The sequence below is a fragment of the Streptomyces sp. NPDC037083 genome (assembly GCF_055606485.1).
The window spans coordinates 17,039-37,744 of record NZ_JBVJSQ010000024.1 but is presented as its reverse complement, the minus strand read 5'-3'; the positions used below and the strand labels follow the sequence as shown (position 1 = coordinate 37,744).

The 20,706-nt window shown below is 67.6% G+C and carries 13 protein-coding genes and 2 pseudogenes; 7 read left to right on the top strand and 8 right to left on the bottom strand.

The window, feature by feature from the left end; genetic code table 11:
* Positions 1-42 precede the first annotated feature (42 nt).
* Positions 43-4,734 carry an NACHT domain-containing protein gene (locus tag ACZ7DE_RS39155; RefSeq protein WP_470769151.1) on the bottom strand — a complete coding sequence of 1,564 codons (4,692 nt, stop codon included), beginning with the start codon at positions 4,732-4,734 and terminating at the stop codon, positions 43-45.
* A gap of 169 nt (positions 4,735-4,903) precedes the next feature.
* Here ACZ7DE_RS39155 and ACZ7DE_RS39150 point away from each other — a divergent pair, with 169 nt between their 5' ends.
* The 3 genes from ACZ7DE_RS39150 (at position 4,904) to ACZ7DE_RS39140 (ending at position 8,011) form a co-directional block, all read left to right on the top strand.
* On the top strand, positions 4,904-6,061 hold the full coding sequence (locus ACZ7DE_RS39150) for a tyrosine-type recombinase/integrase (protein ID WP_470769150.1): 1,158 nt from the start codon (positions 4,904-4,906) through the stop codon (positions 6,059-6,061).
* Between the two features lie 127 nt (positions 6,062-6,188).
* Entirely contained in the window at positions 6,189-7,355 is a 1,167-nt protein-coding gene (locus ACZ7DE_RS39145; RefSeq protein WP_470769149.1) for a tyrosine-type recombinase/integrase, read from the top strand.
* Positions 7,356-7,450: 95 nt separating this feature from the next.
* A complete protein-coding gene (locus ACZ7DE_RS39140; RefSeq protein WP_470769148.1) occupies positions 7,451-8,011 on the top strand; it encodes a DUF6262 family protein in 561 nt (186 codons plus the stop codon).
* A 60-nt stretch (positions 8,012-8,071) separates the two neighbouring features.
* Here the strand turns inward: ACZ7DE_RS39140 and ACZ7DE_RS39135 are convergent.
* Positions 8,072-10,704: pseudogene (locus ACZ7DE_RS39135) on the bottom strand (helicase associated domain-containing protein).
* Positions 10,701-11,564, bottom strand: coding sequence for a hypothetical protein (locus ACZ7DE_RS39130; RefSeq protein ID WP_470769147.1), 864 nt, complete (start codon positions 11,562-11,564; stop codon positions 10,701-10,703). The pseudogene ACZ7DE_RS39135 and the gene ACZ7DE_RS39130 overlap by 4 nt, the downstream one beginning before the upstream one ends.
* A 166-nt stretch (positions 11,565-11,730) precedes the next feature.
* Here ACZ7DE_RS39130 and ACZ7DE_RS39125 point away from each other — a divergent pair, with 166 nt between their 5' ends.
* Positions 11,731-12,210: a hypothetical protein gene (locus ACZ7DE_RS39125; RefSeq protein ID WP_470769146.1), complete on the top strand. Its 480-nt coding sequence runs from the start codon at positions 11,731-11,733 to the stop codon at positions 12,208-12,210.
* Here the strand turns inward: ACZ7DE_RS39125 and ACZ7DE_RS39120 are convergent.
* Both ACZ7DE_RS39120 and ACZ7DE_RS39115 read right to left on the bottom strand, forming a co-directional pair.
* The gene (locus ACZ7DE_RS39120; protein WP_470769145.1) at positions 12,096-12,785 is read right to left on the bottom strand and encodes an endonuclease domain-containing protein; all 690 of its coding nucleotides are present in this window, start codon (positions 12,783-12,785) and stop codon (positions 12,096-12,098) included. The genes ACZ7DE_RS39125 and ACZ7DE_RS39120 overlap by 115 nt on opposite strands.
* A gap of 164 nt (positions 12,786-12,949) precedes the next feature.
* A complete protein-coding gene (locus tag ACZ7DE_RS39115; protein WP_470769144.1) occupies positions 12,950-13,192 on the bottom strand; it encodes a hypothetical protein in 243 nt (80 codons plus the stop codon).
* A 568-nt stretch (positions 13,193-13,760) separates the two neighbouring features.
* On the opposite strand from ACZ7DE_RS39115, the gene ACZ7DE_RS39110 reads away from it, so the two are divergent.
* Entirely contained in the window at positions 13,761-14,135 is a 375-nt protein-coding gene (locus tag ACZ7DE_RS39110; protein WP_470769143.1) for a hypothetical protein, read from the top strand.
* Between the two features lie 70 nt (positions 14,136-14,205).
* On the opposite strand, the gene ACZ7DE_RS39105 is transcribed toward ACZ7DE_RS39110, so the two are convergent.
* Complete coding sequence (locus ACZ7DE_RS39105) at positions 14,206-16,011, bottom strand: DNA/RNA helicase domain-containing protein (RefSeq protein WP_470769142.1); 1,806 nt, start codon at positions 16,009-16,011, stop codon at positions 14,206-14,208.
* Between the two features lie 354 nt (positions 16,012-16,365).
* On the opposite strand from ACZ7DE_RS39105, the gene ACZ7DE_RS39100 reads away from it, so the two are divergent.
* Positions 16,366-17,331, top strand: a complete 966-nt coding sequence (locus ACZ7DE_RS39100; protein WP_470769141.1) for a protein NO VEIN domain-containing protein — start codon at positions 16,366-16,368, stop codon at positions 17,329-17,331.
* A gap of 854 nt (positions 17,332-18,185) precedes the next feature.
* On the opposite strand, the gene ACZ7DE_RS39095 is transcribed toward ACZ7DE_RS39100, so the two are convergent.
* Positions 18,186-19,376: an IS110 family RNA-guided transposase gene (locus ACZ7DE_RS39095; RefSeq protein ID WP_470769140.1), complete on the bottom strand. Its 1,191-nt coding sequence runs from the start codon at positions 19,374-19,376 to the stop codon at positions 18,186-18,188.
* A 236-nt stretch (positions 19,377-19,612) separates the two neighbouring features.
* Positions 19,613-20,188: pseudogene (locus ACZ7DE_RS39090) on the bottom strand (HARBI1 family protein); the annotation flags it as partial.
* Between the two features lie 180 nt (positions 20,189-20,368).
* On the opposite strand from ACZ7DE_RS39090, the gene ACZ7DE_RS39085 reads away from it, so the two are divergent.
* Positions 20,369-20,569, top strand: a complete 201-nt coding sequence (locus ACZ7DE_RS39085) for a hypothetical protein (protein WP_470769139.1) — start codon at positions 20,369-20,371, stop codon at positions 20,567-20,569.
* Positions 20,570-20,706: the final 137 nt, after the last annotated feature.

The following is a 20,706-nucleotide window of genomic DNA, read 5'->3' as shown; positions in this document are numbered from 1 at the left end:
GTTCAGGGGCGGCAGTCATGAGGGTGTGGCGTGTTGGAGCTGTTAGCGGAAGATCTGTTCGATGCCGAAGACGAGTTTGTGGGCTTGGGGCCATCCGGCGTCGATGAAGGCGTCGCAGATCTGGCGTAGGGCGGTGAGGTTGTCCGGGTTGCGCAGGAGGCTGCGGTGGTCGGCGAGGATGCGTTCCACGAAGGTGACGCAGGTTCCGACGCCGAGGGTGTCTGCGGTGTAGCCGCTTTGGGCCCCGACCTGGGTGATGATGTCGCGGACGGTGAGGAGCGTCTCCTGCGGGCGTGGGTCGGTCATGCGCTCACACAGTCTGACGAGGTGGTGGGCGGTGCGCGCGATTGGGGTCGCCGAGAGCAGCTTGATCAGTGGCTGTGCCTCGTCGAGGAGTCTGGCTTCTTGCGTGGTGGGGGGTGCGCTGTTGGGGACGCCACCGCCTGCGTAGTAGAGCTGTGACGCGATGTGGTCGAGGAGTTGGGCGGTGTTCTTGAATTGCTCACGCTCGGCGTCGGTCAGGGTCTGATCTTGGAGCAGAGCATGACGGGTTCGGTCCAGGGCTGGTTCGGCGAGCTGCTGCATCAGCCTGAGCGCGCGCCGTCGGACAGCGTCGTTGTCGTGGGTGAGCGCTCCGGACACGCGCAGTTCGTGCAGACAACCGGACCAGGTACCGCCGTCCGGCCAGCGAGTGATCATGCGGGTGAGGGCGGTGTCCGTTCCGGGCGTCGCGTGGTGGACCCACAGGAGCCCGCCGGCGGTGGCGCAAGCGGAAGCGGCGGTTTCGCGACCTGAGCGCGAGGCCGCGCGCCCCATGACTGTGGTGAGGATCGAAGCGCCGCGTTGCGCGTCGTTCATACGGAAGCAGGCCGTGGTGACCGTGGCAGCGAGCACAGCGTCGTCGATGTCGTGCTCCGCGAGGTACTCGAGGATTTCCCACGCCGTTCCGGTGTCGCTGACGGCCACAGAAGGCGCGATCAGCGCCACGGTGTGCCGGATGGCCCCCACGGGATCTGCTGTCAGCGCGAGCAGTGCGTGGGTCACCTCGGGGTTGTACTGCGCTGGAATGCCGGCCAGTTGACCAAGACCACGGGCCGCTTCGGTTCGCGGGCCCTGGGGAATCGTCAGGTTGAACGTGGCGTTTTCCGGGGTGGGTTCGGGGCGAGGGCTTCTTGATGCCGAAAGAAGGAGGGTGCGCGCGTGGCTCAGGATTGCCGACGGAGTCTGCGCGCTACGGGTCCAGATCTCAGCAGCATCAGCGAGGGCGTCCTCTGCTTGCGTGCGCAGATCCGCGGACTGTGTTTGCGGCAGGGCCGCTTCTAGCCTGGTCGCCGTGTGCTCGGCAGATGCGATGTCGTCTGAAGAGGCGGTGCCGTTGAGATAGGTACTCGCGAAACTGCTGAGGGCCGCAGTCAGCTGGCGCAGCTCGGCGTCCGCCGGGTCTTCCTCCACGGTTTCGGCGCGCTCCTCACCACCCCAGGCCATGGGGTCAGCGTCAACCGCCGGATCCGGCGCAGTCCTGTCTGCTGTCAGAGATGGGTTGGTGAGGTGCTCTGCGGAGAGCGCGCTGACGAGCCTTCGGTAACGGCGCTGCTCCAGCCCACCCTGCTCGTGGTGAGAAGCGGCTGGCCGGATCGAGAGGATCGCGGACTCCAGGCGGGCAGCTTCGGCAGGTTCGAGTGTGGGGTGCACTGCGCTGATCAGCTCGCACGCAGGTCCGACCAGGTCCGGGATGAGTAGCTGCGTCACGACGTCGGCCGGCTCACTGACCATGAAGGCTGTCAGAGCAGGGTTGGCGGCCGCTGCACGCAGGGTGCGTCGCCACACAACAGCTGCTCGCGGAGACGACGTGAGCGCCTCGCAAAGTGCCTGGGCCTGCGTCTCAGTGGCCGCGACGGCGAAGTCCTGATAGGCGTCGAGCAGCTCCGTCGGGTCACTGTTCGCATCGAGGGAGGCGAATTCCCGTCGGCGCGAGCCGTCCTCAATGATCACGAAAGTGCGGTTTGCCAGGACAGCCGAATGCTCGGGTAGGTCCCGGCCAGCGACTGCCAGGCGGGTGAGAACCGCCAGGGCACGAGGGAGGTGGGACCGCAGAATGGCAGGGAAGTGTTCGACGAGGGGGTACTTGCCCGCGTCGAAGTCCTGCCGGCGATTGGACACGAGTGTGAGCACGGAGCCGCTGCCCAGCTGTGTGCTGGCCGAGGATGTCTCGGTGTGGCTCAGCATGGCCACGTAAAGGTCTTCTGCGAGGTCCGGCAGGAGATCCATCAGCTCCGAAGCCTCGCTGGTAATCGAGTCAAGATCGTTGAATCCACGCTCTTCGAGCTGGGGCGACTCCACAGCGCTTCTGAGCAGCGTCTCTGTCGCGGCCAGGTCGCTTGCTGCGGTTTGGAGTACTGCGGTGATGGCCAGCCGCGAAGCGGGGGCTGGAGGCTGGGTCCACAGGTGTTCGAGTAGGCGCCGCGCTGCAAGCCCGCAGAGCCGCAGCTGCTGTTCGTCCAACACTGCGCGATGGGATGCCAGGTCGGCCACCAGAACACCCAGTGCCGGGAGAGATTGAGCAGGCATCCGGGAGAGGCGCTCAGCGACCTCGGCCCAGACACCTGGATGCTGGAGGTTGCTTTCCTTCAGCTTGAGGGAGACAGCGATAGCGATCGCTGCGAGTACCCGCTTCGCTTCCTCTTCGGTGCGCGGATCCGGTGAGAGCAGCGGCTCCAGGTCTGTTGCCTGCTCGCAGTCGTTTGTGACGACGTCTGCGAGCGCAGTGGCTGCCATCCCGGGTGAGGGCAGCCTCATCAAGGCCAGAGCCAGCGCGCAGAACACGCTGGGGTCTCGCGCCCAGGCTGTCCGCAGGTACATGTCGATGCTGGGGCGGGCGAAGAGCAACAGGTCGGGATCGGCGTCCAGCCGCTCCTGCAGCCCGTCGGGAGTCTGGGAGAGGTAGGTGACCGCGACGGCGTAGTCGAACAGCACGTGGTGCGCGAATTGCAGGGGCCCATTGGTCGTCGGACCCATGACCGTCGGGGCTTGCGTGAGGACCGAGCTGGAAAGGAGGGCCCGCAGGACGTCTGACGCTGCGGTGTCGCCCTCCAAGATCTTCTGGGCGGGGACGGCCAGTCGTCTTTCCTGTACCGCTGCTGCACACAGGCGGCCGAGGAGGGCCGTTTTCGAGATGCCCTCGGTTCCCCGGGTGACGCGTGCCTCCCAGTAGCGCGCCAGCAGGTCCAATCTGCTGTCGACGCTGCGTAGCTCTGCTGCTGCTGCGCCATCCAGCAGGAGTTCGGCAGCCAGGCGCAGGTTGAACGGGTTGCGCATCAGCTTTCGCTGCTGGACGGAAGCCTGGCTCAGAAGGTCACGCAAGGAGGGGAAAACGTTGGTGACCTGGGCGACCTCTTCGTCCGTCAGATCACTCACCTGTACCGGCCCGCCTGGAAAGAGGGCGCGCAGCTGGGGGGAGTGTTGTAGATCCCAAGTGCGGATGGAGGCGACCACCTGCCAGTTCGGCAGCCGGCGGTTGACATCCGCGATGATTGACCGCCACAGCTCGGTGGAGGCATCGACGCGTGCGGCATCCAGAGTGTCGATCGCCAGGAGGCCGGTGCTGCCGGGCTGCCACTGTTCGAGAACGTCGACGAGCGGGTGCTGCAGGTCGAGTTCTGCTTGGAGCATGCCAGGACTCCGGGCATCCACGCCGGCTACGGACAAGAAAAGTACGGGCCGACCCGCTGCGATGGCCTCCCGGGCCAACTCGTGCATCACCACGGTCTTTCCCGCACCCGGCTCGCCAACCACGAGGACCGAGCCCTCCCGGGACGTCGAATCGATGCCTGTGACCGTGCGTGCAATGGCCAGTGGCCCCTGCGGGGTGGGGACGGTAGTGAGGCCATGGCCCAACTGATCGAGGGAGTCCTGCGTGGTTCTTGTCAGGCACTGGACATCCGAGGTGAAGTCTCGGATGGTGGCCAGAGCGATGCCAGCCGATGACAGCGCCTTCTGCAGCTGTCTCATGCCGGTGCCGGAATGGTTGATGGCCAACTGTGCACAGGTACTGAGTAGTACGTGCCACGCCGCGTCCGCTTGGCCGGGATCAGTGATCACGGACGTGCGCAGTGTCTGTAGGGCTTCCCGTTCTTCCAGACCGCCCTGCTCGACGTCGAGTGCCCAGACGTGGCAGTGGGCGAGGAACTTCCTTAGTTCTGCAGCTGAGGGCGTGCTGCCGCGCTGCTTCGCCCACTCCCGGTTCGCGTGAGCGACGAACTTGTCGTAGGCATCAGTCTGGTCGCTGTTGAAGACGAGCGACGCCACGTCCTGCTCGGCAGGAACATTGCGGAGGCGATCAAGAACTTGGGCGAGGTCGTTCCTCACCGGTTTTGAGGCGTCACGGGAGGTGACGAGGACCAGCCGGTCCTGCTCATGGCCTGGCATGAGGTGCTGCTCAACGAACTGCGCGATGGTCTTGCCGAATTCACTCTCCTTGGTCTGGGACAGCGTGATTGATCGCTTGGCTTGGAGCGCCAGTGTCTGGCCATCGGAGGTGCGCACTCGGCAGTCGTCGACCGGTTCGCCGGTTTCGCAGGCAATCTGCTCGACAGCTCCGGTCCACAGCCCCTGGACGCCGGGAGACGCGGAGGCCGCTACAGCGGTGACGGCCAGCCAGGCGGCCACACGGTGCTGGTAGTCGAAGCCGCCCGCCCCGGCGCTCCCCCCGGTGTCTGCCCGTGTTGCCTTACTCACTGCGGATCTCCTTGCTCACGCTTACCTGCGGCCGTTGCCCAGCGCAGGCACGCCGATTATCTCGGGGGAGGGCCAGGGGTGAGGGATGTTTGTTTGGGTTGTCGCCTGCATGGATGGCACTCATCGGAGTGCGGTACGCGATGCTTGGCGTGGTGGTTGTGTTTGTTACGTGGATGCCGAGTTTGTGGCGGAGCGTGCTGTTTCTCCGGTGACCGGTGTGGCGCGGTGGGTGGTGGTCGACGCCGACTCATTCGACCTGCAGGCCGAGGCCGTGGCGTTCCTGGCGTCGTTGCGAGCGCGGGGGTGTTCGCCGAACACCGAGCGCGCGTATGCCGGGCGGGTCGCTCTGTACTTGAGTTACTGCCGAATACGGCGGCTGGACTGGCGAACTCCCGGCTTTCTGGATCTGGCCAGACTGCAGCAGTGGCTGATCGAGACGCCTCTCCCGCCCCGCGCCGACCAGGTGCGGCCCGGTTCTGTCCGTTACCGGTCGCAGGGCACGGCGAACGCCGTGCTGACGGTGGTGGGGGAGTTCCTGCGGTTCGGCGCCGTGCACGGCTGGGTGCCGGCCGATACGACGGCGTTGCTGTCCCGGCCGAAGTTGTTGCGCTTCACCCCGCCCGGCTTCGATACCGGCGAATCGGGCCAGCGGCGCCAGGTTGAGGCGGCCGCGTTCCGCTTTAAGGTCACCGAGCCGGGCTATGAGGACCTCAGCGATGAGCAGATCCGCCGGATGGTCGCTGCGGCGCCGAGTGCCAGGGACCGTTTCCTGGTCGCGCTGCTGGCGTGTACGGGGCTGCGGATCGGTGAGGCGCTCGGGCTGCACCGCGGCGACATGCATCTGCTGGCTTCCTCGCGCGTGGTGGGCTGCGGCGTGGAGGGTCCGCACGTGCATGTCCGCCGCCGCACCGACAATCCCAACAGGGCTCTGGCGAAGTCCCGCCGTCATCGCTTCGTGCCGGTCACCGCCGATCTGATCGCGCTCTACACCGACTACCAGTACGAACGCGACCGGGTAGCCGAGGCGGCGGAGTCGGAGATGGTGTTCGTGAATCTGTTCCGGCCCCCGCTGGGCCGGGCGATGTCGTACCCGAATGCCAAGGAGATGTTCGACCGGCTGGCCCGCGCCGTGGGGCAGGCGTGCCGTCCGCACATGCTGCGTCACTCGGCGGCGACCCGCTGGCTGCGTGACGGCGTCGACCGCGATGTGGTGCAGCGGCTCCTGGGCCAGGCCTCGCCGTTGTCGATGGAGCGCTACCGGCACGTCAACGACGCCGAGGCGCGGGCAGCGGTCGAACGCGTCGGTTCCCTGAAGGAGCGTCGATGAGCAGCATCTCGTCCGCACTGTCGCGGTTGCCCGCACCGCGCTCCGAAAACGCAGTGGATCTCGACGGCGGGGGATGGGCTGCGTGGCTGCGAGGTCATCTCGATCCCCGGTCGGCTGGAACTACCGCATGTCCATCGCCAGCCACTTCTTCGCCCTGATCGACTACGGCCGCCGCTCGGGCGCCGCGGACGACCTCTCGGCCGCCTTCGTCCGTGACCCCGCCCTCCACCGCATCCCTGAGCAGGAGGCCAACGAGGATGAGATCGGCAAGGCGATCCCCGAACCGGTGATCCGCCAGCTTGACTCCCACCTCCACCTCCTCGGCCAGGGCCGGGCCCGCGGCCAGCGCACCCTCGCCCCCGACGACCTGAAGCTGATGTACCGCACGCTGTACATCCTGCTCAGAGACACCGGCCGGCGGCCCCTGGAAGTCTGCTCCCTGCCCCGCGACTGCCTGGAGACCCGCAACGACCAGATCTCCCTGATCTGGAACAACCACAAGGCCCGCCGCCACCGCCGACGCCTGCCCATCACCACGTCCACCGCCCAGGCCATCCGTACCTGGCAAGAACGCCGAGAACAGCTCCACACCAGTCTTCCACCCACCGGCACCGACTACCTCTTCCCCGCCCTCACCCACCTCGCCACCCGCCCCTACCTGCACACCAGCTACCTCGGCGAGACCCTGCGCGACTGGATCGACTCCATCCCCCACCTGCACGGCGAAGGCACCGACACACAAGGCAACCCACTGCCTTTCGACCGCTCCCTCATCTACGCCTACGCCTTCCGCCACTCCTACGCACAACGCCACGCTGACGCCGGAACCCCACTCGACGTCCTGCGCGAACTGATGGACCACAAGTCGGTGAGCACCACCCAGCGCTACTACACCGTCTCCCTGAAACGAAAACGCGACGCCGTCACCAAGCTCGCCGCCCACGTCGTCGACAACCACGGCCACCCCAGCCCCAGCTCCGAGACCGCCTACGAGCTGCGCTCCGTCGCCGTCCCCTACGGCGGATGCACCGAACCCAGCAACGTCAAAGCCGCAGGCGGCTCCTGCCCCATCCGCTTCCAGTGCGCCGGCTGCGGCTTCTACCGCCCCGACCCCTCCTACCTCCCGGCGATCGAACAGCACATCAACGAACTGCGCGCCGACCGCGAAACCGCCCAGGCTATGGACGCCGCCGAATTCGTCATCACCGCCTTCACCGCCCAGATCACCGCCTACGAGCAGGTCACCGACCGTATGCAGCGCCGCCTCGCCGCCCTCCCCGCCGCAGAACGCTAGGAGATCGAGGAAGCCAGCACCATCCTGCGCAAAGCCCGAGCCGGCAACACCCACACCCTCCTGCCGCTCACCGTCGTCTCCAGGACGGACCCGGCATGAACCCCCACGGCAACCCGCACACCCTCGCCCAGGCCCGCCGCCGCACCAGCCTCGACAAACGCCAGCGAGCCCTGACCGCACTCACCACCCTGGAACAACAGGGCAAGAAGATCACGCACACCGCGGTCGCCCGCACCGCCGGCGTCTCCACATGGCTCACCTACACCGAAGGCATCCGCGAGCACATCGAAGCCGCACAACAACGCCAGCACCCCACCACCCCCTCGCCCGCCCGCACCCGCAGCACCACCGCCACGTTGCGCACAGAACTTGAGCTCGCCAGGCAGGAGATCCGGACCCTAAGGGAAGACAGAGACCGTATGCGGCAGGCCGTCCAGCACCAGCTGGGACAGCAACTCGACGCCCTCGACACCAGGAACCTGACCGAACGCGTCGACGAACTTACCCGGAACAACCAACGGCTCGAAGACAGCCTCCAGCAGGCCACCGACGACAACCACCGGCTCCAGGCCCGCGCGGGCACCCTGGAAACAGATCTGGCGGCAGCACGCACCAGCCTCCGACGGATGATCCGGGAGGAGAACACGAACCGCTGAGGGCGTGTCCAGGCGCCCCGCAGGACACGCCACGCTTCAGCAACCCGACAGACCCTGCTGCTAAGCCCACTCGACTCCGAGTGCGGCGAGTGCGGTGCGTTGGTCGTGGGTGAGTTTGTCGCGGCGGGTTTTGGTGTTGGAGATCCATACGCCGAGCTTGTGCTGGTGTTCCTGGCCGTCGATGACGACGGCTTCGACGTGTCCTCTTGGTACTGCCTTGTGGGCGCCCTCGCGCTGGATCCACTGGGCGAGGGCCGCGAGACCGCGTTGGAAGGCTGCTGCCTTCCCCCCACCCTTCGCGGACGGGGTCGGTGTGGGCGGTTCGGCGGGTGTTACCCCCAGCGCGGTCAGCCGTTGCTGCTGTTCCTCGGAGAGTTCCGCCCAGCTGCGGCGTTGTCGCTGGAGCCATTTGCCGAGGTCGTCTCCTTCGAATTGCACGCCGGGCTGGATGTCTGGGAGTCGGCTGTGGGGTTCGTCGGTGGCGAGGTCGACGAGGACGCGGTGGTGGCGTTGCCAGTCCAGTGGCCAGGGGCAGTTCCAGTCGGGGTCGATGGCGGCCAGCTGCGCCGCCCGCATCGCGGCGCGTTCGGGGTTCTTGCCGAGGCCGTCTTTGCGGCGGAGGTTGGCCATGTGTTCCCCGACCGGCACCAGTTCACTGTCGGCGTTGCCCCATAGGGCGTCGCGTCTGGGGGCGAGGTGGCCGTGTGCCCGCCTGTACGAGCGCAGAACTGCGAGTTTGGTCTCCCAGGCTTCCTCGCCGGGTTCCCACACCATTCCGGCTTCGTCGAGGAGGGTCTTGCGGTGGGGATCGAGTTCGCCTGCGCGGTACACGCGCCGCTGCTGGTGGACCCACCGCCCCAGGGGGAACGCCTTGGTGACGCCGGCCTCGGTCTCGGTGTCGTAGGGGACTGCGTACAGGCCGGTGATGTGGTTGTCTTTCCGCCAGTGCAGCAGGGCCTGGTAGCCCTCCAGCCAGACCAGGGACTCGGGCCGGAAGACCCGCGTGCGCAGGAACGCGGCGATCGTGGCGGCGTCCCGGGGAGAGGAGAAGCGCAGCAGCGCGGACTCGGCAGCGGCGTCGGTGTCGTCCTGCTCCTGGTCCTCGCCCACTTCGCCGCCGGCCCCGACAATCCGCCCGTCCTCGTCCCGCTTCAGGTGCACGTGCCGTTGCCCGCTGCTCAGCGCCCGGCTGGCGAGCTGTTCGACGAGGCGTTCCGAGTGCGAGCGCAGGCCTTGGAGGACGGCTACGAGGGGTGTGAACGAGGCGGAGGCGACCATGTCGGTCGGGTCCTCGCCGGGCTGGAGGAAGACGGGCACGATGATCCGGGCGGTCTTGGCCGTGCCGTCGGGGTTCGGTCGCAGTGCACGGCCGATGTTCTGGACGATCTCGACCTGGGAGCCGCGGGTGTCGGCGAAGCAGATCGCCTCCACGCCGCGCTCGCCGACGATGTCGACGCCCTCGCCCAGGACCCGCACGCTGGCCAGGAAAGCCCGGTGCACGCGCTTGTTGCCGGCATCGATGCCGTCGGCGAACTGGCGCAGGACCTCCCGGCGTTCGGCGACGAGGTGGTCACCGCACAGCCATGCCGACCAGACACGGTCCGGCGGTACGTGGCGGCTGGCCTCAAGCTGGTAGAACTCCGCGTCGATCGACGACTTCGGCAGCAAGTCCGCGTCGGCCAGAACATCGTGGGAGACCTCGGCCGCGTACAGCTCGGCGGCCGTCTGCGGCATCTTCTCCGCGAACGCCATCGCCTCCTCCACCCGTTGGTGGAAGGTCATGACCGTGCGCAGGTTCCGCGAGGCGGCGTGCTCCAGGAGCGCCGTCTGCAGCAGAGCGAGGCGCCGACCCCGCTGCGCTTCCTCCGACTCCCCGAGGACGGGGGAGGGATCGTGGATCTCCAGCACGTCGATCTCGAACCCGGCGAGGATGCCCCGTTCGATCGCCTCGGACAGTCCGAGTTCGTAGATCCACTCGCCGTACGGGCCGTCCGGGTCGGACGCCATGGTGGCGATCTCCAGCTCCCGCCCTTCCCGGCCGCGCTGCGGGCGGGGCGGGGCGAGGATGCGGGGGGTGGCGGTGAGGTAGAGCCGGAAGTCCGCCGAGATGCGGGTGTGTCGTGGACAGCCGCCCACGGCCGCCCAAGATCACCGGCGGTTGAGTGGGCTTCGTCGACGACAGCGAGGTCGAACGGGGCCATTGACTGTCCGTACAGCCGCTCCCCGCCGGCCAGAGCGGCCTCCAGCGGCCCGCGTACCTTCGCCCCGCCCGTGATGTCCTCGGGATCCTCGCGGTCCACGAGCGAGGCGTACGTCGCGAACACCACCGCCGGCCCGTGCCCCGCCCACAGCGCCAGCTGGATCGGGTGGGTGGTCGTCCGTACGCCCAACTGCTCCAGGACGTCGTCCTTCTCCAGCGAGCACACCGCGACCATCGGCCCGTTGTGACCGACCCTCCGCCACGCCTGGGCGGTCTGCACGAGCAGATCGAGGGTGGGGACCATGACGAGGATCCACCCGCCACGGAAGCACTCCAGCGCAGCCCACGCGGCCGTGATCGTCTTTCCGGAGCCGGTCGCGGAGACCACCGTTGCACGCAGCCCCTGGGCAGGCGCGGATGACCGTACGGGGAAGCCCGCCCACGCGCGGATCTGCGAGACGGCCTCCGCCTGGTGTTCCCGAAGACTGATCACGACGCATCTCCCGCCTGGCCGGCAGGCTCGGGGCTGTCCTGCTGCTCCGGGCTCTGGGGCGGCGGCTGCTGTAGCGGGGGAGTCTGCTGCTTGCGGCGCCGGCGCAGTTCGCGCTGCGCCTGGGCGCGGGCGCATTCGCGGGTGCAGTACTTGATGCCGCTGGTGCGGTTCTGCCCGTACTCGGCGCGGCCGCGCTGGCGTACGAAGCTGCGGCGGCAGGTCTCGTTGGCGCACTCGCGGATGGTGGCGTCCTCGGCGAGGTGGTTGTAGAGCTGGAGGAACGCCACGGCGAGGATGGTGGGGTAGCGGTCGTCCAGGCCGCCGATGCCGATGCTGAACCGCTTCAGGGCGGCGTTCAGCTCACTCTCCAATTGCATGATCCTGAATTCCAGGGCGAGCTCGCGCAGGTGGTCCAGGTCGCGCGGCCACACCTCCTCCTGGTGTGTGTTCTCGGCACGCCACCGGGCCAGTTCTTCCTCGCAGACCTCAGGCTCGACGAGCGCGTCGAGCCCGCCCTCGCGGCGCAGGGCCAGCCATGTGGTGATGGCCGCCTGGGCCTCCGTCACATAGAGCGTGGCCAGTTCGCCGTGCAGGGCGAACGGCGCGCGGGGGTGCTCGCGCTCGGTGAGCTCCTTGAGCCGCTCGTACACATCGACGTCCCAGCTCCCGGTGTCGATGCTGCCGCCGAGGTGTCCGTAGGCGCGCATCAAGGCGGCCACGGCGTCGAGGTCCTCGGGGTCGACCTCCATGAACTCGCGCAGGTAGAAGTCCTCCGGCACGGGGACCGTGTGCGAGCGGGAACGGGCCTGCGGGGTCCAGACGATCCACTCGCCGTCGGCCCGCGCTCCGCGAAGAGGCATCAACTCCGGTGTCGGCACGGGCGTCCCGGGCCAGAGCGTGGGACGAAAGCGTGGGTCAACGTATGCCGCCATGAGGGGCATCATAACCATCGGAGGGGTAGTACGAACAGTGAACGCTTCGTATCACTGATGTGGGTTGCTGGACTTACTCGAGGGGGGCGCCGCGGTGAGGCAGTGGCAGGACCGCAAAGCGATAGGCGATGCACACGAACACCGCGTAGCGGCCGCTCTGCGAGCACGCGGCTGGAACGTCCATCCCTGCGGACAGGGCACCTACCCGCCCGCCGTGCAAGAAGCCCTGCGCCGAACCCGCTCCGCCCTACGGCACTTCCCCGACCTGATCGCCGCCCGCGGCAGCGACCTGATCACCATCGACGCCAAAGACCGCATGCCCAGCACCGACACCGACCGCTACGCCATCAGCACCGACACCGTCAACGCCGGCCTCGTCTTCACCGCGGCCCACGCCCCGACCCCGCTGTACTACGTCTTCGGCGACCTGAAAGTGCTCACGCCGGCCGAGGTGGTCCACTACACCGCCCACGCCCTGCGCCACCGCAGCGGCGCCTTCCACCTCGTCCGCACAGAGCAGGCGCACCGCTTCGACGACGTCTTCGGATCGACCGGCGCAGCTGCCGCGGCATGACGGCCACCGTGCCCCGCTGCCCGCGAAGGCGATGTGCCTGGCCTTGCGCGCGGGGTGGGCGAACGTCGCGACCCCGCCCCGGGCCCGAGGGCTGACACGGCCGGCCGCCAGTCAAGGGGACGGCGGCGTTTAGGGACCGAGGGTGTTTTCCTCGGGATGGTCGGCGGCAGTGAAGTGGGCGTCGATGATGGGGCTGTACGAGTTGCGGGGGCTTGTGCGGTCCCCCGGGGTGGGACGGGCCTCAGGGTGCCGGGCGGGCGGGCTGGCGAGGTAGGTGTTGAAGCGGGGGCTGTCGCGGAGGGCTTAAGGGAAGGCGTTCGTAGGCGGGCAGGCGGGTGGCGTTGCAGAGCGGACGGACAGCAGCGGTGGTCGTGGTCGCTATGCCAGAAGCTGACGGCATGCGGCGGGGCTTGCTGGCAAAGGGCGCAGACGTCGCCCTGCAAGCGCATGATGGCGTTCCTCCGCAGCACGGTGATCCGGTACCGGCGAACCTGCCGCTCGGCCCTGTCGCAGCGGACGCACAGCGTGTGGTCCTGACCGGGACCCGCGGGTCGGGGGTGTCGTCGTCGCCGCACCCGCCGCAGAAGAAGAGCTCGTCGTCGGCGAAGTCCCAGTCCATGACCGGACCGTAGCGCCGGTCATCGGCGCACCTGCGGGGGCTGGGGTGGTCGGGAGTCTGGCCTTTGGGTGCGGGCGGATGGCGTCGCTGCGGTCGACCAGGTGAGGGCTGCCATGCTGCTCAGACGATGTGGACTCGTTCTGTGTTGCCTTCTTCGTCGCGCAGGAGGATTTCCTTGCCTTCGGCCATTTGCTGGGCGAGGAAGGCGTAGACCTGTACGGCCCGGTTGATGACGTCGGTCTTTGACAGGCCGGTGAGGTGCATGAGCGTGGCGACGGCCTGAGCTGCTGTGGCGATGAGTGTGACGGTGAAGCGCTCGCTCTCCGTGCGTACGGCATGAAGCTTGTCTGCCTGACGTGCCATGTCGGCCTCCTTAAGGGGGGCAGGTGCCTGTTGGGGGCACCCCTTACTCCTCCATCATGACATCTCTGCACCCAGAAGGCACCATATTGGTGCTCCAAACTGTCGGGACGGGTGCGCTCCGATAGTTCAGGTGTGCACGGTCAGGCAGGTGAATCGCTCCACCTGCCTGGCGGGGTACTCAAGGGGGCAGCCTGCCAAGGAGACGGTTCGGGTGCCTTGAAGGCGTTGCCCGGAAGCGTTCAGGACGACTGTGGCCTCGGTGCTGGCTGATCGCCGGCGGCCGAGTGCAGTTCTGAGGCTGTGACCAATCTGGTGATCCGTGGGTGAGTACTAGGTCCGATTCATGTATGCTGTGGTCGCGGCAACCGCCGTGCAGCGAAATTGATCAGAAGGGATCCGCGATGCGGCTTCATCCATGCCAGCGGTTGGGCGGGAGATTTCTAGCCCGTTACTCGGCCCTCTACGACACGTAGGGGCGAGCAGCTGGCTGGGATGACTGATCGAGCTGAGTCGCGTGCCGATTCGCGGTGCGCAGGTTCGATCGCCGCCTCTTGGAGGTTCCAGCCCTATGATCGACAACTCTGCACAGGCCGGTGTTCCGGGCCGCGGCGGCGAGCAGCCGTCGGCCCAGGCCGAAGCGCAGATCTGGACGACCCCCGTCGGCCAGGACGAGGTGCCCAGCAACGATGCGCAGGTGACCATTGAGGTCACCAAGGCGCAGTTCAAGGCCGGGATGCGTGTCCCGGGCCCTCACACCAAGCAGATGATCAACGCCTCGACCCGCATCCTGGGTCTCGTGGGCTCCATCGTCGGCCCCCTGGTGATGCTCAAGATCTCCGTGGACCTCCAGATGCCCTGGCAGGGGATCTGGACCCTGGCCGTGGTGATCGGGGCCCTGCCCGTTGTCCACGTCCTGTTCGGCAACCGCCACGACAAGCGGTAGCCGAACGTACGGCAGACGTACGTGAAAATCAGCGCCGGACCCAAGGTCCGGCGCTTTTTCACGTCTGAGGCTACTTACCAGGACCGATAAGGCCAGTGAGCATGTGGTGGGTGCGGGGGTGGGTGGCGTGGATACGGGTGGTGTGGGTGCCGCGGGTGAGGAGGACGCGGTAGGTGTTGAGGGCGTAGGGGAGGTATTGGTCGGGGGTGAGGTGGCGGAGTTTGGGGTCGCGGCTGCGGTGGGGGTGGGCGGTCCAGTGGTCGTTCGTCCAGGTGAGGTCGGGGCCGATGATGACGCCGGCGTGGTGGTATTCGAGGCCTTGGGCGCTGTAGATGCAGCCGATCTGCTGGTGTCCGCCGGTGTGGGTGGCCCAGAGCTGGTTGTGGGGGGCGAGGGGGTTGCCGTCGGGGTCGGTGAGGGTGTCGGCGGCGTTCCATGCGGCGTTCCAGGTTCGTGCCGGGTTCATGGCGGTGGCGGGGATGTCGATGGTGATGTCGAGGGGGAGGGTGGTGGCGTTGCGGGGGCGGGTGCGGGTCCAGGTCCAGCAGAACCCGGCGGTGGTGCGGGCGGTGTGTCCGGCGGCGGTGGCCTCTTCGGTCCACTGCTGGAGCTGGAAGGGGTCGTCGGCGAGACCAAGGTCGTAGCCGCGGTGTCCGTGCCATGCCTGAGGGGTGCCGTACAAGAGGGCGTCGACCCAGGCGGTGTAGGCGGCGGAGCCGTTGCAGCGGAACGAGCCTTTCAGCTCGAGGTGGTGGTGGGCCCGTCCCATGGCCCGGGCGGCAGCGCGCAGTTCGTCCACGGTGGTGCCTTCGCCGGGGCGGATGATCTGGCGTTCGTCGAGGAACACCACGGCCAGCGGCACCTTGCGTAGGACCTCGGCCAGGGCAGGTGCCAGCCTGTCGTCAGACCTGGCCATGCGCTGGGCTTCGTCGATGATGACGGACCCGGCGTGCTGTGCGGTGCTGTACAGGGAGGAGACGGGTGGAAACAGGTCACGGGCCTGCGCCTGTCCGCCGGCGGCTTCGAGCAGGTGAGTGCGCAGGGTTCCCGAGGGCGTGACGAACCGCGGCCGGCTCTTTTCCCGGTGAAGCATCAGGTAGCCGAGCAGTCGCACCGCGAGCGCGGTCTTGCCGCTGCCCGGTCCGCCGCTCACGGTGACGACCGCGCCCCGGGCGTCTCCCTCCAGCAGGGCGGTGACGAGGGCGCGGATCTGTACGTAGGCACGCTGCTGGTCACCGACGAGCGCGAAGGTCGTCTGCCCCTTGAGCGCGTCACCGACCTGGGCAAGCAGCCGGGCCGACGGCGTCCACTCGATCTCCTCGAACGCGCCGACCTCGTCCGGTGCGGGAGCGGCCAGGCCCGCGCACCCCAGGCGGGCGGCCAGAGCGGCGCCGGTGCCGGCCAGGTCCTGCCCGGTCACCACCGGCACGCCGGCTCCCGCACCGTCCCGGATCCGCAGAACCTCGCCCTGTTCCCGGTCGGCGTTGTGCAGGACCACCGCCGCGCGGATGTCCAGTACGGGCGCCTTCTGCGGCCGCCAGAACTCGAAGAACCTCGCGTACGCCAGGACTTGCTGCACGGGATGCGTGGTGACCAGCCCGTCCGATCGCTGCACCCGCGTCCCGTCCAGGACGCGCGCCCTGTGCCATTGCTTCAACTCGATGACCACGAGCCCCAGAGCACCCTCGGCCGCACTGCCGACCAGCAGGGCGTCCAGGCGCTGACCTCCGCCCGGGGTGCCGTACTCCAGATACAGCTGCAGATCCGACAGCCCCGCCCGCACGAGCGCCTCCAGCAGCGGCGGCCAGCTGTTGCGCCAGCTGCGTACCTCGGCCTCGTCGGGGACCCCGAAGCCTGCGGCCGCGTACCGCTTCACGCACCGGTCGATGAATGCCGGGTCGCTTGCCGCTGCGGCGATCTCGTGTACCCGGCCCGCCGCCACGCACGGCAGGCCGGCCACAGGTTCTCCGGCCGCAGCACCGCTTGCGCGCGGCGACGGCACTGCGACGCCGCGTGCTGTGGTCATCGATGAGTCCTCGGACATGCGGATCCCCCCTTGCTTCCCGCCACGACCCATCGTGCTCCGGCGGGGCCGCACGCGGCTCCCCGGTCTGCTGAGACGTTGTCAGTGGCAGTGTCTAGGCTGCGAGTTGAGCGCCTGATCCTCTGCAGGCTACCCCAAAGCAAAATCTATCGACCACTCGATAAGAGCATGCTTATGATGCCCTGCATGAAGAGTTCGTCGTTCGTCATGGTCCACGTCGGACAGAGCACCGAGTCCCAGCGCAACCTCGAGCACGGCATCGAGACGCTCTCCTGGGGCTTCCCCGAGAAGAAGCCCGAGTACGACGGCGCCCGCCCCCGGTTCGCCGTCCTGGCCACCGGCGCCTCCCCCCGTGTCCAGCTCGCCGACTGGCTCCAGAACACCGCCACCCTCTACCTCTTCCAGGTCCGCGGCGGCTTCTACGAGGGCAAGGCGTGGCACTGGCCCGACGAGGAGGTGGAACGGCGCCTGAAGTACCCCCAGCGCTTCGGCATCGAGCCCCTGGCCAAGCTCGAGAACGTCCCGCTGGGCCCCGAGGGCCCCCTGACCGAGGCCGGCAGCGACGCGATCCGGCGTTCGGGCACCGACCGGGGCATGGGCAAGCTCGTCCAGATGCCGGCCCAGCGCCTCCTGGAGCTCGCTGGCATCCCCTTCGACCCCGCCGACCCGGAAGACGTCCCTCTGGACAAGTCGCCGGGCTTCACGGCCGAACAGGTCGAGGGCAAGAAGAAGCCCCAGCGCCGCCGCCGCGGTGCCGGCTACATCTCCGATCCCAAGAAGCGCAAGACCATCGAAGAGCACGCCGAACAACTCGCCACCGCCCACTACGAAGGGCAGGGCTGGACGGTCGAGAAGTTCGGCAAGCCCTACGACCTGCGCTGCACCCGCGGCGCCGAGGAGCGCCACGTCGAGGTGAAGGGCACGACGGGTGCAGCCACCAGCGTCGAGCTCACGATCAACGAGGTCCTGCACGCCCGGGACAAGGACAACAGCGTCGACCTCTACGTCGTCAGCGACATCAGGGTCGACACCGCCACCGATCCTTACACCGCCAGTGGCGGCACGGTCTCCCACTACCCCGACTGGGAGCCGGCCGAGGAAGACCTCCGGCCCCGCAAGTACGAGTACCGCCTCCCGGACCTCACCGCCTGAACGCACGGCTCCCGCCGCAGGAAGCGAGTCGATGGGCCGTCGCCCAGTCACCTGTCCTACGAACAGGGGGATCTCACTGTGGCACCCCGGCTCCGCGCGTACCAGCTACGTGGTCCAGCCCGCCCGTGTGCGAATTGCAGAAATGGTCGTGGGCTCCAGGAAAGGGGCTGTATAGCCGGTTTTCCAGGCTCAGGATAAGCACCGTGGGGGTCCTGTCAGAGGTGCCTGATAGGCTGTCATAGACAGTGTTGGAGAAAGACATCGGGGAGCCCTCAGGGTTTCCCGGAAAGGCCCCTGACGGGTCGACAGAAAGCCCGTGCCGGGTGTACACTAAGAAGAGAAAGGCAGCGAGGCCTGCCGTAAAGTCAAGCATCGCTCGAATCATAGCCACACCTGTATCTTGCGCCGGAGGTCAACACCCTCCGGCATAACTTTGCCCTGAAACAACCACTATACGTAAACAAAGGATTACTATGAGTACTGACAGTCAGAACACCCTAGACCAGCCCGCAGACTCCAACCAGGGACAGCAGGACAACCCCTGCCGGCTTCGCTGCACAGTCCGCCAGCTGTTCGGTCTCGGTTTCAAGTTCATCAACTTCCTTGGCAACGTCATCAGAATTATCCAGTTCTTTGACCTGTCATAACCACTGAGAACCCCAGTGAGGCCCGTGAACGCCACGAGGCCATTTTTTTTGCCCTTGAACCAGCAGCAGTCATAGACCACCTGCAAATAATGAGGAGAGACGCCCACTAACGAAAGGGACGGTAAAGGAGGTCACCCAAGAGAATAAACGGCAAAATTGATTCACTACCCCAGTACTTGGGGGATCAATGATTCCTAATGCGGTCTGTCAAGCCGTGAGAGCGACGGGCGGCACGAGTTCGTAGGTCCGTCCGTCGCGTAGGAGGGCCCAGAGGACGTTGACCCGGCGGCGGGCCAGGGCGAGGACGGCCTGGATGTGGCGCTTGCCTTCGGCTCGTTTGCGTTCGTAGAACCGGCGGGACTCATCGCAGTGACGGATGCTGAACAGTGCGGAGATGTAGAAGACGCGTTGGAGGCGGCGGTTGTAGCGTCGTGGCCGGCGGAGATTGCCGCTGATTTTGCCGGAGTCGCGGGGCACGGGTGCGACGCCGCCGAAGCCGGCGAGACGGTCTGCGGTGCCGAAGGCGGTCATGTCACCGCCTGTCGCGGCCAGGAACTCGGCACCGAGGATCACGCCCAGGCCCGGCATGCTGGTGATCACGTCGAAGTACCGATGTTCGCGGAATCGGGCCTCGATCGTCTTGTCGAGCTCGGCGATCTGCTGGTTGAGGGCCATCACTTCCCGTGCGAGCGTGTGCACCATCTGAGCGGTCAGTTTCTCCCCTGGCAGGCTGGTGTGCTGGCGCCCGGCAGCCTCCAGAGCGGTCTCGGCGAGCCGGTCGGCGCGCAGGACCTTGCGGTTGCGCAGCCAGGCTTCGAGCCGTTTCTTGCCTGCCCGACGGAGGGAGGCCGGGGTCTGGTAGCCGGTCAGCAGGGTGAGCGGGCCGGTGTTGGTCATATCCAAAGCCCGCTCCAGACCGGGGAAAATGTCGGTGAGTTGGGCGCGGAGCCGGTTGACGGTGCGGGTGCGGTCGGCGACCAGGTCCGTGCGACGGCCGGTGAGGATCCTGAGGTCGGTGACCGTCTCGTCGCCGGTGCGTAAGAGGTGCAGGTCGCGGCGGATGCGGGCCTGGTCGGCGATGACGGCGGCGTCCTTGGCGTCTGTCTTGCCTTCGCCGCGGTAGCTCTCGGAGGCACGGTGGATGGCCCGGCCGGAGATGTAGTACACCCGCTGGGCGTGGTTGGACAGGATCGTGATGACCAGGGCGGCGCCGCCGTCGGCCAGGTCGATGCCCCAGGTCACCTCGTCTCCCAGGGCCAGGACAGCGGTGAGGAGTTCGAGGAGTTCGGGTTCGTCGTTGGCGACGCGTCGGGACAGCAGCCGACGGCCGCTCTCGTCGATCGCAACGCAGTGGTGGTGTGTCTTTCCTGCGTCGATGCCGGCCCAGATCATGACCATGTGGTGCCTCCGCGCGGTGTGCTGCTGGCGCTTCCCGACGGACGACCTCGCTGTCGATTCCCTACTCAGCGATCATTCGCAATTCCTAATTGGCAGCCGAGTCGTCGTGGGGCACCGGGCGGCCAATCACTGAAAGCCACAAGCGGCAGAGCATTTTGAACCACACCCGGCACCCCTGGGTGGATGAACCATACGAGGGGCTCACCACATCCCGCAGAAAAACGTAGGGAGCGTTTTCAGCGTTGCCTCTCCAGGGTGAGGACGGCTGCGGCGATGACCGTCATGCGGTTGGGGCTGCAGCGGGCCCGGCGGAAGATGCGCCAGGACTTCAGTCTCGCGACGCTGCGTTCGACTGGCGCCCGCGCCGCCGAGAGGGCCCGGTTGATCGTCCGCTGAGTCGCGGTGAGGTCCTGATGCGGGAGCCGTCTGACCGGCGTGGTCACCCAGGGGCCGGCCCCGATGTAGGCGCGGTCGGCGAGAACGGGAACGCCCTGGCGTTCACAGATTCGGATGATGCGGTGGGTGCGGGCTGCGGTCAGGTCGTGGGTGCGGCCGGGCAGTGCGGGCGAGATCCACAGCAGCCTGCCCGCGGGATCGGCGACGACCTGCACGTTCACGCCGTGGCGGCGGTGCTTCTGGGAGAAGTCGGCCCGGCTGTCGCCGACCCGGTCGCACTCGGCGAGCGTCCCGTCGAGCAGGACGTGCGCGGGATCGGTCTCCCGCAGGACCCGCAGCAGGCCGGGCGCCCGGCGGGACAGGTGGCCGACGACGGCGGTGACGTAGGCGTGGGCGGTGCCGACGGATATACCGATCGATGGCTCGCGCTGCTCTGCCTGGTCACGGCGGGCGCCATGATCAACCTCTTCCCCTCGGACGACGACCCGACCCCGGCACTGCCCCTGCCCATCGGTCAGCGACTGTGGTCCATGGTGATCATGGCGGCGATCTGGGGCTTCGGCGCCTGGCGCCGGTACCGCAAGCTCCGCGCCGGGGTGCAGCTCAACGTGCACTCGCTGATCCGCCGCGGCCGCTGGGCCCGTGTCGTCCTGGCACAGTCGGGCTGGGCCATGCTCTGCGCCATGCTGATCGCGGGACCTGCCTGGGCAGAGCTGGCCGGGCCACGCCTCCTCTTCTGGGCGGGGCTCGTGCCCGTCGCGGCCACCATCTGGTTCGACAAGAACAAGGCCCGGTAGCTCGTTAGGGGACGCAGCGGACCGAGGTCTGGGGTAGGCGTCGGTCACCCGGACCACCCGCAGGTGGACGCGTTTCTGTGAGTTGCCGGCCATCATGAGCGAAGCGGTGGGCGGCGAGCGGGGCGCCAAGGGGGTAT

Bases quoted from the DNA above. Each gene is read 5' to 3' on its own strand.
- ACZ7DE_RS39110 (WP_470769143.1), top strand. From the start codon at position 13,761: ATGATCGACAACTCTGCACAGGCCGGTGTTCCGGGCCGCGGCGGCGAG.
- ACZ7DE_RS39140 (WP_470769148.1), top strand. From the start codon at position 7,451: ATGAACCCCCACGGCAACCCGCACACCCTCGCCCAGGCCCGCCGCCGC.
- ACZ7DE_RS39130 (WP_470769147.1), bottom strand. From the start codon at position 11,564: ATGCCTCTTCGCGGAGCGCGGGCCGACGGCGAGTGGATCGTCTGGACC.
- ACZ7DE_RS39095 (WP_470769140.1), bottom strand. From the start codon at position 19,376: ATGGTCATGATCTGGGCCGGCATCGACGCAGGAAAGACACACCACCAC.
- ACZ7DE_RS39115 (WP_470769144.1), bottom strand. From the start codon at position 13,192: ATGGCACGTCAGGCAGACAAGCTTCATGCCGTACGCACGGAGAGCGAG.
- ACZ7DE_RS39145 (WP_470769149.1), top strand. From the start codon at position 6,189: ATGTCCATCGCCAGCCACTTCTTCGCCCTGATCGACTACGGCCGCCGC.
- ACZ7DE_RS39100 (WP_470769141.1), top strand. From the start codon at position 16,366: ATGAAGAGTTCGTCGTTCGTCATGGTCCACGTCGGACAGAGCACCGAG.